At 70.8% G+C, this 12,233-nt stretch carries 12 protein-coding genes, 2 tRNA genes and 1 rRNA gene; 3 read left to right on the forward strand and 12 right to left on the reverse strand.

The genetic code is table 11. The annotated features are described in order from the left end of the window. Positions 1-266: 266 nt before the first annotated feature. Positions 267-1,340 carry an FUSC family protein gene (locus tag DEI86_RS04355; RefSeq protein WP_181439691.1) on the forward strand — a complete coding sequence of 358 codons (1,074 nt, stop codon included), beginning with the start codon at positions 267-269 and terminating at the stop codon, positions 1,338-1,340. A gap of 122 nt (positions 1,341-1,462) precedes the next feature. On the opposite strand, the gene DEI86_RS04360 is transcribed toward DEI86_RS04355, so the two are convergent. The 4 genes from DEI86_RS04360 to DEI86_RS04375 all read right to left on the reverse strand — a co-directional run bounded on the left by DEI86_RS04360 (position 1,463) and on the right by DEI86_RS04375 (position 3,248). Then, positions 1,463-2,065, reverse strand: a complete 603-nt coding sequence (locus DEI86_RS04360) for a histidine phosphatase family protein (RefSeq protein ID WP_111009314.1) — start codon at positions 2,063-2,065, stop codon at positions 1,463-1,465. Then, positions 2,062-2,439 carry a CrcB family protein gene (locus DEI86_RS04365; protein ID WP_111027136.1) on the reverse strand — a complete coding sequence of 126 codons (378 nt, stop codon included), beginning with the start codon at positions 2,437-2,439 and terminating at the stop codon, positions 2,062-2,064. Before DEI86_RS04365 ends, DEI86_RS04360 begins: the two co-directional genes overlap by 4 nt. After that, positions 2,436-2,963, reverse strand: coding sequence for a CrcB family protein (locus DEI86_RS04370; protein ID WP_111048876.1), 528 nt, complete (start codon positions 2,961-2,963; stop codon positions 2,436-2,438). Before DEI86_RS04370 ends, DEI86_RS04365 begins: the two co-directional genes overlap by 4 nt. 212 nt (positions 2,964-3,175) lie before the next feature. Next, positions 3,176-3,248: transfer RNA gene (locus DEI86_RS04375), tRNA-Glu, on the reverse strand. A 98-nt stretch (positions 3,249-3,346) separates the two neighbouring features. On the opposite strand from DEI86_RS04375, the gene DEI86_RS04380 reads away from it, so the two are divergent. Further along, complete coding sequence (locus tag DEI86_RS04380) at positions 3,347-4,381, forward strand: DUF72 domain-containing protein (RefSeq protein ID WP_111048877.1); 1,035 nt, start codon at positions 3,347-3,349, stop codon at positions 4,379-4,381. A gap of 20 nt (positions 4,382-4,401) precedes the next feature. Here DEI86_RS04380 and DEI86_RS04385 read toward each other — a convergent pair whose 3' ends face one another. The 4 genes from DEI86_RS04385 to DEI86_RS04400 all read right to left on the reverse strand — a co-directional run bounded on the left by DEI86_RS04385 (position 4,402) and on the right by DEI86_RS04400 (position 8,008). Then, a complete protein-coding gene (locus tag DEI86_RS04385) occupies positions 4,402-4,650 on the reverse strand; it encodes a hypothetical protein (protein ID WP_111009318.1) in 249 nt (82 codons plus the stop codon). Positions 4,651-4,661: 11 nt separating this feature from the next. Further along, a complete protein-coding gene (locus DEI86_RS04390; RefSeq protein ID WP_111009319.1) occupies positions 4,662-5,567 on the reverse strand; it encodes a carbohydrate ABC transporter permease in 906 nt (301 codons plus the stop codon). Further along, the gene (locus DEI86_RS04395; RefSeq protein WP_111013701.1) at positions 5,564-6,550 is read right to left on the reverse strand and encodes a carbohydrate ABC transporter permease; all 987 of its coding nucleotides are present in this window, start codon (positions 6,548-6,550) and stop codon (positions 5,564-5,566) included. Before DEI86_RS04395 ends, DEI86_RS04390 begins: the two co-directional genes overlap by 4 nt. A gap of 162 nt (positions 6,551-6,712) precedes the next feature. Further along, positions 6,713-8,008, reverse strand: a complete 1,296-nt coding sequence (locus DEI86_RS04400) for an ABC transporter substrate-binding protein (RefSeq protein WP_258376457.1) — start codon at positions 8,006-8,008, stop codon at positions 6,713-6,715. A gap of 254 nt (positions 8,009-8,262) precedes the next feature. Here DEI86_RS04400 and DEI86_RS04405 point away from each other — a divergent pair, with 254 nt between their 5' ends. After that, positions 8,263-9,237, forward strand: coding sequence for an endo-beta-N-acetylglucosaminidase H (locus tag DEI86_RS04405; protein WP_111037167.1), 975 nt, complete (start codon positions 8,263-8,265; stop codon positions 9,235-9,237). A gap of 168 nt (positions 9,238-9,405) precedes the next feature. Here DEI86_RS04405 and DEI86_RS04410 read toward each other — a convergent pair. The 4 genes from DEI86_RS04410 to rrf all read right to left on the reverse strand — a co-directional run. Then, a tRNA-Gln gene (locus DEI86_RS04410) sits at positions 9,406-9,477 on the reverse strand. Positions 9,478-9,530: 53 nt separating this feature from the next. Further along, a complete protein-coding gene (locus DEI86_RS04415; RefSeq protein WP_111048878.1) occupies positions 9,531-10,469 on the reverse strand; it encodes an NAD(P)/FAD-dependent oxidoreductase in 939 nt (312 codons plus the stop codon). 65 nt (positions 10,470-10,534) lie between these two features. Continuing rightward, positions 10,535-12,022 (reverse strand): glutamate--tRNA ligase, encoded by a 1,488-nt coding sequence (gene gltX / locus DEI86_RS04420; RefSeq protein WP_111048879.1) that lies wholly within the window; start codon positions 12,020-12,022, stop codon positions 10,535-10,537. A 107-nt stretch (positions 12,023-12,129) separates the two neighbouring features. After that, a 5S ribosomal RNA gene (gene rrf / locus DEI86_RS04425) occupies positions 12,130-12,233 on the reverse strand; the annotation flags it as partial.

The raw sequence follows: 12,233 nt of genomic DNA on the forward strand, positions 1-12,233 counted from the left end.
CGGGTCGTCCGCGCACCCCGAGCGAGGTGCGCCTCCCGCGTGTCGCGGGCCCGGCGGGCGCCGGGTCCAGCGAGTCTACGCTCGCGTCCGGGCCCTCCGAGGCCCGTGGATGCCCGGAACCACGGGCCTCGAGCGTCCATTCCCGGTCCGATCCGCATGCTGGCGCGGATTGGTATACCAGCAGGACGACACCTGTCGTTCTTCTCCGTCTCGCGCGTCGTCCGGGCGTCCTCCCCCAGCACGCCCGGTGGGATGATGGACAGGACATGACGACGACCGAACGACCGCCCCACTCCGCCCGCACGATCAACATCGAGGGAGCGGCACGGGCCGCCGTGGCCGGCGGGGTCCCGCTCGCCGTGCTCATCGGTTCCGGTCTGTCGGGCTACGCCGCCTTCGCGCTCTTCGCCGGGTTCGCCGCGATCCCGGGCGCGCGGGAGCCCTACGGACGACGCGTCGTCACCGTCACCACCGCGGGCCTGCTGCAGGCCGCGTGCATGCTCGCCGGCGTCGCGATGAGCATGACCGGGGCGCCGCTCTGGGCCGAGGCGGTCGGACTCGCGGTCGTCCTCGTGGTGGCGGTCGGCACGCTCTCGGTCCTCCAGGCCATCCCCGCGCAGCCCATCTTCCCCGTGTTCGCGTTCGTCGTCTGCTCGCTCGTACCGGTGACCCCGGCCCAGCTGCCGGGCGTGGTCGGGATCGTCCTCGGCGCCGTGGCGTTCGCCTGGGTGGTGTCGATGGGCGGGTTCCTGGCCCGGGCCGTGTGGGGCGAGTCGATGCGCCACCTGTTCCGACCCTTCGTCGAGCCACGACGCCGGTCCTTCGCCGTGCTGCGGAGTCCCGCCCTGTGGGAGACCGTCGGCCTCAACCTGGTCGGCGCGCTCGTCGCCGGCGCGGTCGGCGAGGCGACGGGGCTGGGACACCCGTACTGGGCGGTGGTGGCGGTCGTGTCGACGCTCCCCGCGCTCCGGCAGCGGCACACGATCCAGCGCGCTGTGCAGCGCGTGGTCGGCACCATCGGCGGCACCGTGGTCGCCGTCGGCGTCCTGCTCCTGCACCCGACGGACTGGTGGATCGTCCTCATCGCGGTGCTCGGCCAGTTCTGGGCCGAGATCTTCGTCGCGCGGAACTACGCGGTCTGCCTGCTGTTCCTCACGCCGCTCGCCCTCGCCGTCTCGTGGCTCAGCCTCCCCGAGGCACCCGAGCGTCTCGCGGTCGAGCGGATCGTGCAGACCGCGCTCGGGGCGGCCGTGAGCGTCCTCCTGCTCCTGGCCGGGGGCGCCGTCGAGCGTCGCCGTGGCCGGCCCCTCGGTGCGACGAGCGCGATCCGCACCGTCTGACGGCCGGGAGCCGTCCGACGGCTGGGAGGGACGGGGAACGACAGCGCGGAACTCCCGGCACCGGGGCCGACGGTTCGACGGCCGGGAGGGACGGGCCGCCCCGGCCCTCCCGGCCGTCGGGCCTATCCCGGCTGGACGTTCCAGTGGTCGATCACCGGGCGGCCGTGTTCGTAGCCGAGCACGCTGACCGAGGCGGTCGAGAGCGCGAGGACTGCGCCGTCCTGCGGCGCGAGTCGGATCCAGGCCGCACCGATCGCGCGGAGCACGTGCCCGTGCGCGACGAAGATCGCGTCCTGCCCCTCGGCGAGCACCGGTCGCGCCCGGTCGAGCACCCGTTCGGCCCGGACCCGGACCTCGGCGGCGTTCTCACCAGGGGTGTCGCCGGCGGGGACGCCGTCGGTCCAGAGGTCCCAGGGCCCGTGCCGCTGCACCTTGATCTGCGGCGTGGTCAGTCCCTCGTACGCGCCGTAGTCCCACTCGAACAGGTCCTCGTCCGGCTCGGCGTCGACGCCGACGAGCCGCGCGGTCTCGCGCGCTCGCTCGAGCGGGCTCGACAGCGCGAGGGCGAAGTCGCGATCGGCGAGGAACCGCCCCGCGCGCTTCGCCTGTTCGATGCCGTTCTCCGTCAGGGGGATGTCCGTCCTACCGGTGTGCTGGCCGCTCTTCGACCACGCGGTCTCTCCGTGGCGGACGAGGACGAGTTCACCGGGGCGTTCCGAGGTCATGTGTTCCTTCCGAGGAGGAGGCCGAGCGCTGCGGCGCCGACCGAGACGACGAGCATGCCGATCCCGTTCAGCAGCGCGAGCCACGGATGACCGGCACGCACGAGCTGGACCGTCTCGACACTCGCCGTCGAGAACGTCGTGTACCCGCCCATCATGCCCGTCCCGAGCGTCGCGACGACCAGGCTCGGGAGCAGCCCGGCCGTTCCGAGTCCGGTGACGTACCCGAGGACGAGCGATCCGCTCACGTTGATGACGATCGTCCCGAGGGGAAGGGAGCGCGGCCAGTGCGCTCTGACGGCGCCGTCGAGGACGAAGCGGAGCACGGCGCCGACGCCGCCGCCGACCGCGACGAGCACGAGTTCGACCGTGCTCACCGACGCGCTCCCCCGGCGTCGGGGCGCGTCACCGCCGCGACCACCAGACCCACGACGACCGCGACGAGGCCCGCGACGACCGAGAGGAGGCCGTACCCCACCGCGGTGCCAGCGTGGCCGGTCCGGAGCAGCGTGGCCGCGTCGACCGCGAGCGTGCTGTAGGTCGTGAAGCCCCCGAGCACGCCCGTCCCGAACAGGAGCCGTAGGGATCGGCGGCGCCCCTCGTCGGAACCGCGGCGCGTCAACGCCTCGAGCAGGAGCCCGAGGCAGAACGCGCCGAGGACGTTGATGCCGAGGACCGGCCACGAGGCGGGCCCGGACGGCAGGGCCGAGGTGATCAGCGCTCGCGCAGCCGTCCCGACCGCTCCGCCGAGCGCCACGAGGCCGATGGAGGGCCAGCGGAAATGCGGCGGACGGGTCGGCGCACCGCTCGCGGTGTCGTCGACCTCGACGTCAGGGTCGGACGGCAGGCTGCCACCGCTCGACGCGGGGGCGGCGCTCGGTCCGCCGGACGCGTTGGTCATGGTGCTCCCATCTGCTGGGCGCGTCGAGGACGCGCGATCGGAGACAGGGACCGTCGTCGCTCGACCGGCCGGTCGGCGAGGTTCGGGTCCGGCAGGCCCCACTGCCGGGTCGGAGACCCCTGGAGCGTACCAAGCCGGAACGACGGAATCCCCCGCCCGCGGGCGAGGGATTCCATGCGGCTGCCGTGCTGGTTCTGCAGTCACTGTGCGCGTGACCCCAGCGGGATTCGAACCCGCGTTACCGCCGTGAGAGGGCGGCGTACTAGGCCACTATACGATGGGGCCGTTCCGGCAACCAGAAGAGTATGACACAGGTCCGGGTCACGACGCAAAACGAGCGGCCGTCGGTGTGTCGGCCCGGCGCCGGGGCATACCGTGGGGCGATGCCCGACCCCGACCCCGACGACCGCGCCGAGTCCATCGAGGGCGAAGGGCGCATCGGGGGCACCGCCACCATCGGGGGCACCGACCGTCGCGCGCTCGCCCGGTCCGCCGGCGCCCCTCCGACGGGCGCCGTCGCCCGCGTCGGGCTCTCCGGGTGGCAGTACGACGGCTGGCGGGGCGACTTCTACCCGCAGCGCCTCGCCAAGCGCCGCTGGCTCGAGTACGTCGGCGATCGGTTCCCGACCGTGGAGCTCAACGGCTCGTTCTACTCGCTGCAGCGTCCCGAGCGGTACCAGGCGTGGCGGCACGCCGTCCCCGACGGCTTCGTCTTCGCCGTGAAGGGCGGGCGCTACCTCACCCACATGCTGCACCTGCGGAACGTGCACACGGCGCTCGCGAACTTCATGGCGTCGGGCGTCCTCGAGCTCGAGGACCGGCTCGGGCCCGTCCTCTGGCAGCTCCCCGCGGCCTTCGCCCCCACCCCCGACGTCCTCGACGCCTTCCTCGACCAGCTGCCCACGACCTTCGACGCCGCACGGGCGCTCGCCGACGACCACGACGCGAAGGTGCGCGCGTCGGACAGCGTGCCCGGTTCCGACGGCGACGGTGACGGTCGATCCGGGGACGGCACGCCGGGCGAGCGGGTCATCCGTCACGCGCTCGAGGTCCGCACCCCCGCCGCCGTGACGCCGGACCACCTCGCGGTGCTCCGCCAGCACCGGGTGGCGTTGGTGGACAGCGACGCCGGTACGGCCTGGCCCCGCTTCGACGAGCCGACGACCGACTTCGCGTACCTGCGCCTGCACGGCAGTCCAGAGGTCTACCACAGCGGCTACGACGAGCACGCGACCGGGCAGTGGGCGCACCGGGTCGAGGAACACCTCCTCGCCGGGCGGGACACGTTCGTCTACTTCGACAACGACGCCGAGCGCCACGCACCCTGGGACGCGTTGGCGCTCGACGCGGCGCTCGCTGCGCGGGGTGCGGTCAGCCGGGAGGCACCGCACCGGCCCGGCGGCACCCTCGGGTCCTGACCGCGCGCGGTCGCGATCCGTCAGCCGCTCCCGCCGACGTCATGGGAGGCCTCCCGTCCGTCGTGCCCGCCGGTCCGGCGGACGAGCGCCGCGCGCCGATGCAGCAGAGCCGCGACGAGCGCGACGACGACGAGCAACGCGAGCGCCCATCCGAGCGCGGACCGCCCGGTGAGCTCGCACGTGATCGTCACGACGAGGAGGACCGCGCCGAAGAACCCACTGAACCCGATCAACGTGTCGGTCGTGTCCGTGGGGCGCGGCGGCCGCATGCGCGCCACGATCAGCCCTTGACGCCACCGGCCGTCAGGCCGGCGACGATCCGACGCTGGAAGACGAGCACGAGGATCACGAGCGGGATCGTGACGATCGTGCCCGCGGCCATGACCGCCGTGTACGGCTCCTGGTGGGGCTGGCTGCCGGCGAAGCTCGCGATCGCCACCGTCACCGGCTGTGTCCGGTCGCTCGAGAGCTGACTCGAGATGAGGTACTCGTTCCACGACGAGATGAACGCCAGGATCGCCGTCGTGAAGACCGCGGGAGCGGCGAGCGGCAGGATGACCCGTCGGAACGCCTGGATCCGCGTGCAGCCGTCGATCCGCGCAGCCTCCTCGAGATCCCACGGCATCTCGCGGAAGAACGAGGTGAGCGTGTAGACCGTCAGCGGCAGCACGAACGAGATGCTCGGCAGGATCAGGGCCTGGTAGGTGCCCATCCAACCGAGGTCCGTGAACAGCTGGAACAGGGGCGAGATGAGCGCCACGCCGGGGAACATGGACGCGGCCAGGATCGCGCCGGCGATCACCGACTTGCCGCGGAACTCGAGTCGGGCCAACGCGTAGCCGGCACTCGTCCCGACGAGCAACGCGATCACCGTCACGGTCCCACCGATGACGAGGCTGTTGCCGAGGGCACGTCCCAGGTGGTTGCCGAGTCCGGTGGAGAACGCCGTCCGGTAGTTCTCGAGCGTCACGTGGGTGGGCCAGGGCGTCGCGTCGAACGTGAAGCCGACGTCGCGGAACGACGTGACGACCATCCAGTAGAAGGGCAGGAGGCACCAGATGACGATCACGGCGGCGCTGATGCCCGTCCGGATCGCAGGACCTCGGTGCCGCTCGACCCGGATGGTCGAGGTGGTCGTGTCGCGATCGCGGACGGCGGCGCGGGCCCGAGGCGCTGCGATGGTCATCGGAGTTCACCCTTCTGCTGCGCGGCCTGCGTCTGCACGACGTTCGCACCGAGGAACCGGACGAACAGGAACGCCACGGCGAAGATCACGAGGAACGTGATCGTCGACAGGGCCGACGCGGAGTTGAACCCCTGTCGGATCTGCTCGACGACGAGGATCGAGAGCGTCGTGGTGGCGTTCCCCGATCCCCCGCCGCCGCCCGTGAGGATCGCCGGGAGGTCGTACAGGCGCAGCGCGTCGAGCACCCGGAACAGCACGGCCACCATGAGGGCCGGGCGGACGAGGGGCAGCGTGATGTGGAGGAACCGCTGGACCGTCGTGGCACCGTCCACCTTGCCGGCCTCGTAGACCTCCTCGGGGATGAGCTGCAGGCCCGCGAGGATGAGCAGCGCCATGAACGGGGTCGTCTTCCACGTGTCGGCGATGACGATCGCGAACCGCGACGACCACTCCCCGCTCGTCCAGAGCACGTGGGTCCCGAGTACCTGGTTGAGAACGCCGTTGACGTCGAAGATGAAGTACCAGAGCTTGGCCGTCACGGCGGTCGGGATCGCCCACGGAACGAGCACCGCGGCCCGGACCAGCGCCCGCCCGGTGAACGGTCGGTTCATGATGATCGCCATCCACACCCCGATCACGGTCTCGAAGACGACCGTCACCGCGGTGAAGAAGAACGTGTTGCCGAACGACGTCCAGAACGTCGCGCCGAGGCTGCCGGGCGGACACGCGACCGCACTCCCACCGGTGCCGCACCGCTGTCCGAGCCAGTGCACGTAGTTGGCGACACCGGCGAAGCCGCCGCTGACGAACATCCCGGTCGCCTTGTCCAGGCCGGCGTCGTTCTGGAACGACTGCACGATCGCGCTCACCACCGGGTACCCGATGACGATCGCGAGCAGGAGCAGGGTCGGGCCGATGAGCCAGACGGCCCACCGGCCGTGCGCGGCGTTGAGACCGCTCCGTCCCCGACGTCGTGGTTCCATGCCCGACGGGGCCGGGATCGCGGCCGGGATCTCTGTTGCTGCTGACACGGTGGCCTCCTCGCCTGGTGTCGCTTCGTACCGGTCTCCGGACGGAACGGACGGGAGGGGCGGCGCGGCTCCGTCACCGCGCCTCCCGTCCGTCGGTCGGGAGGACCTGGAGGGTCAGTTCGAGTTCGACGCCGACTTGACCGCGGCCTGCATGTCCTTGAGTGCCTGCTGCACCGACTTCGAGCCCTTGAGCGCGGCGTACGCGTTGTCCTGGATCGCCTTCGTGACCGCGGGGTAGTACGGCGTCACCGGACGGGGTTCGGCGCTCTTGATCGAGGTGAGCAGCGTGGGCAGGTACGGCAGCTTCGACGTCAGGGCCGGATCCGTGTAGAGGCTCCCGACGACGGGCGCGAGGGACCCCTGCGTCGCGAAGAACTTCTGGGTCTCGTTCGACTCGAGGAACTCGAGGAAGTCATGCGCGGTCGCCTTGTGCTTCGAGTACACGCTGATCGCGGCGTTGTGACCACCGAGCGTCGACGATCCGATGCCGTCGGCGCCCGGGATCGGCGCGATCCCGAACGTGTCCTTGACCGTCGACGAACCATCGGTCTTCGCGAGGTTGTACACGTACGGCCAGTTGCGCAGGAACAGCAGCTTGCCGGACTCGAACGCCTGGCGTCCCTGTTCCTCCTGGTACGTGATCGCTTCCGCGGGGATGTCGCCGTCCTTGAACGCGGTGACCAGGTTCTGCAGGCCTGCCCGGGCCTTCGCGGTGTTGAGCGTCGGTGTCGAACCGTCCTTCGCGAGCACCGATCCACCGGCACCGTTGATCGCCTCGGAGGCGTTCACCGTGAGGCCCTCGTACTTGGCGAACTGACCCGCGTAGCACCCGATCCCGGCCCGCTCGGCGATCGAGCAGTCCTGCATCATGGCCGACCACGTCGTCGGCGGCGTCGTCACGAGGTCCTTGCGGTAGTACAGGAGCGCGCCGTCCGACGTCTGCGGTGCGGCGTACAGCGTGTTGTTGTACGTCGCCGTCTTCACGGTCGGTGCGAGCAGCTTCGAGGTGTCGATCCGCATCCTCCCCGTGAGCGGCGTCAGCCAGCCCTTCGCCGCGAACTCGGCCGTCCACACGACGTCGACGTCGACGACGTCGTACCCCGAGTCCTTCGCCTGGAAGTGCTGCACCAGGTCGTCGTGCTGCTGGTCGGCCTGGTCGGACTGCTCCTTGAACGTCACCTTCTCGTCCGGGTGCGCGGCATTCCACTTGGCGATGAGCGGGCGGACGACGTTCGAGTTGTCCTTGCCCTGCACGTACGTGATCGGCCCGCGGCTGGTCTGGCCCGAGGTCGCGTCGCCGCCACCCGAACCCGAGCCGGAACCGCCGCTCGAACACCCTGCCAACGTCAGTCCGATCACCGCGACGCCGGCCGCACAGACGATGCGCAGCTTCCCTCGTGTCCTGTCCACTGTCGTCTCCTCGTTGAGATCGCAGGCGACACGCCTGAGCAGGCCTCATTGCCCGCTGGTTCGGGACGGTACCCCCGGAAGGGGGAGGCGCGCACCCGCTCGGGGCGTCGCGACACCACATCGTTATCAACCCGCTGGACGCCGGCCCGACTCCGAGGACGAGGCTGGTGCGGGGTTGACTGAAGCGCTTCAGTCATCCACGCTCGGTCCACGGCGAAGAACACCGCCACCCACCCCACTCGACGAGGAGTGCCATGCGCAGGACCACCACCACCACCACCGGGACCCGCGGGACCGTCACCCCCAGGAGCACCAGGCGATGGTGCATCGGGGCCGCGGCCGCCATCACGCTTGCGGCCGTGCCGCTCGCACCGTCCGCTGCGAACGCGGCGACGGCAGGCCGTCCGGACCACGGACATCAGCAGCACCACGCCGTCAAGCACGGCCCGACCAGCGTCGCGTACGTCGAGGTCAACAACGACCAGCTCGCGAACGTCGGCCGCTACACGCTCGCCGACGGGGCGAACGCGTTCGACATCGGGATCATCTTCGCCGCGAACATCGACGACGACGGCACGAAGGCGCAGCTGTCGCTCAACGCCAACGTCCAGGCGACGCTCGACCAGGCCGCCACGCAGATCCGGCCCCTCCAGGCGAAGGGGATCAAGGTCGAGCTGTCCATCCTCGGCAACCACCAGGGCGCCGGCATCGCGAACTTCTCCACACCCGCCGCCGCCGCGGACTTCGCACGGCAGGTCCGCGACGTCGTCACGAAGTACCGCCTCGACGGCATCGACCTCGACGACGAGTACTCGGACTACGGCGTGAACGGCACGCCACAGCCCAACGGGCAGTCGATCGGCTGGCTCATCTCGGCGCTCCGGGCAGACCTGCCGCACAAGCTGCTCTCGTTCTACGACATCGGCCCGGCATCGACCAGCCTCGACGCTTCGAGCCCGCGCATCGGCTCGAAGCTCGACTACGCCTGGAACCCCTACTACGGCACCTACAGCGCCCCGGCGACACCCGGCCTCCCGAAGTCGCGGCTCTCCCCCGCCGCCGTCGACATCCAGAGCACCCCGATCGCGACCGCGCAGGCGCTCGCACGACGGACCGAGGCGGAGCACTACGGCGTGTTCATGACGTACGACCTGCCCGACGGTGACGACAGCGCGTACGTGTCAGCACTCACGCAGAGCCTCTACGGACAGGGTGCGACGTACCGCTGACCGGAACGGCCGCGCGCGACGCCCGGCGCGGGAGGGACGGTGGCGGCACCGTCCCTCGCGCTCGCCCCAGGAGATCGTGCCGTCGACGGGCCGGCACGCCCGCCGGGCGCTCGCGACTGTTCCCCGGAAAAGCAGCAGGCCCCCGATCGCTCGGGGGCCTGCTCGCTGCTGGGGTACCTGGACTCGAACCAAGAACAACTGAACCAGAATCAGCCGTGTTGCCAATTACACCATACCCCAATGGTCACGAGGCAGCCTCGGACCATGGTTCCGTGGTGTCCGGAACCGAGTGTCTACTGTACAGCATCCCGAGCAGGCCGAAGACCACGGACGAGGTCACGATGGACGGCAGCGGCCGTCACGGCGCCGGCACCAGCCGCGACGATGAGCTGCTCGGGGCCGGGCGGGGTGACGTCGCCCACGGCGTACAGTCCCGGGACACCCGTCCGGCCGTGCCGGTCGACCACGACGAACCCGTCCTCGTCGTGGTCCAGCCGCGTGTCGAGGAAGTCGAGATCGACGTGCCACCGGGGTCGCACGAAGCCGGCGACACGCGGGACCACGACGCCGTCGACGAGCCGGACGCCCGTCAGTCCATCACGTCCGCCCTCGAGGTCGGCGATCGCCCGGTCCTCCACAGCCACCCCGGCGGCATGGAGGCGAGCGCGGTCGTCCTCCGACAGACGGCCCACGCCGTTCGTGAACACGACGAGGTCGTCCGTCCACGCCGCCAGCACGAGCGCGCGCTCCGCCAGGTCGTCGGTCTCCCCGATCAACGCCAGCGGCTGCCCGGCCTTCTCGTACGCGTCGCACTCCACGCAGCTGTGCACGCTCGTCCCGTAGAACGCACGGAGGCTCGGGAGGCTCGGGAAGCTCTCGCGGAGTCCCGTCGCCACGACGACGGCCGCACCGCGCGCCGCGACGGGCGTTCCCCGCCAGGCGCCCGAGACCACCCAGCCGCCAGCGTCCGCGTGGACGTCATCCACCACCGCCTGTGTGACCGTCGCCTCGGGGTAGGCCTCGACCTCCTCGCGACCGAGCTTCCGGAGCTCGAGGGGCGACACACCGTCACGGGTGAGGAACCCGTGCGACCGCAGCGTCGCCGCGTTCCGCGGGCGGTTGGCGTCCACGAGCAGCACCCGCCTGCGCGCGCGCACGAGGTTGAGCGCGGCGCTGAGCCCGGCAGGGCCGGCCCCGATCACGACGACGTCGTAGTCGTCCGCGGGGGGCACGTCGGGGCCGTGCGGCGCCGCAGGGGCGCGGCGCGGGGGCACCGCTCCCGCTCCGGATGGGTCCGTCACCGGTCGCGGAGCCGGCGGAGCCGGGTGAGCGTCGACGACTTTCCCAGGATCTCCATCGACTCGAACAGCGGCGGACTCACCCGTCGCCCGGAGACCGCGACCCGCAGCGGACCGAAGGCGACCCGGGGCTTCAGGCCGAGCCCGTCGATGAGCGCAGCGCGGAGCGCCGACTCGATGGGCTCCGCGCGGAAGTCCTCGATCGCTTCGAGGGCGTCGATGGAGGCGTCGAGCACGGTCCGCGCGTCCTCCTTGAGGGTGGCGAGCGCGTCGTCCTCCATCGTGAGGTCGTCGTCCGCGACGAAGAGGAAACCGAGCATGCCCCGCGCATCACTCAGGACGTTCATGCGCTCCTGCACGAGCGGCGCCGCGCGCTGCAGCACGGACCGCTCGTCCGCCGTCACCGGGTCGCTCAGCACGCCGTCGAGGTACGGCACCAGACGGTCCGTGAAGTCGTCGACGGCGAGGAGTCGGATGTGGTCGCCGTTGATCGACTCGGCCTTCTTGGGGTCGAACCGCGCCGGGTTCGGGTTGACGTCCACGACGTCGAACGCCCCCACCATCTCGTCGAGGGAGAAGACGTCCTGGTCCGCCCGCAGCGACCAGCCGAGCAGCGCGAGGTAGTTCACCAGACCCTCGGGGATGAACCCGTTTGCCCGGTGGTGGAACAGGTTCGACTCCGGGTCGCGCTTGGACAGCTTCTTGTTGCCCTCGCCCATCACGTAGGGCAGATGCCCGAACCGCGGCACGAACGAGGTCACGCCGATCTGCACCAGGGCCTCGTACAGCGCGATCTGCCGTGGCGTCGACGAGAGCAGATCCTCGCCGCGGAGCACGTGCGTGATCCCCATGAGCGCGTCGTCGACCGGGTTCACGAACGTGTACAAGGGCTTGCCGTTCGGCCGGACGACGACGAAGTCCGAGAACGATCCGGCGGGGAACGTGATGTCGCCCCGGACGAGATCAGCGAACCCGAGATCGCGATCCGGGACCCGGAGACGGAGCGCCGGCTGCCGACCCTCGGCCCGGTACCCCGCACGCTCGGCTTCGGTGAGGTCGCGCTCGAAGTTGTCGTACCCCTGCTTCGGATCACGGCCGTTCGCGAGGTTCCGGGCCTCCATCTCCTCCGGGGTCACGAACGACTCGTAGACGAGCCCCTCGGCCTTGAGGCGCTCGATGACGTCCACGTAGATGTCCGACCGCTCGGACTGCCGGTAGGGGCCGTGCGGACCGCCGACGTCGATGCCCTCGTCCCAGTCCAACCGCAGCCAGCGGAGCGCGTCGAGGATCTGCTCGTAGCTCTCTTCGCTGTCGCGGGCCGCGTCGGTGTCCTCGATCCGGAACACGAAGGTCCCGCCGGTGTGCCGTGCGTAGGCCCAGTTGAACAGGGCCGTCCGGATCAGTCCGACGTGGGGCGTCCCCGTCGGTGACGGGCAGAAACGAACTCGGACGTCGGAGCCGGAGGCGGTGGTGAATGGCGCTGTCATGACGCCCCGATCCTACCGTGACGCCCGTCGACACCGACCGGAGACGACGAAAAGCCCCTGATCAGCACGCTCCTCGAGCGAGTGATCAGGGGCTTCCCTGACGTTGAGTCCGGCGGTGTCCTACTCTCCCACAAGGTCCCCCTTGCAGTACCATCGGCGCTGAGAGGCTTAGCTTCCGGGTTCGGAATGTGACCGGGCGTTTCCCTCTCGC

The sequence above is a fragment of the Curtobacterium sp. MCBD17_028 genome (assembly GCF_003234875.1).
Lineage (GTDB): Bacteria > Actinomycetota > Actinomycetes > Actinomycetales > Microbacteriaceae > Curtobacterium.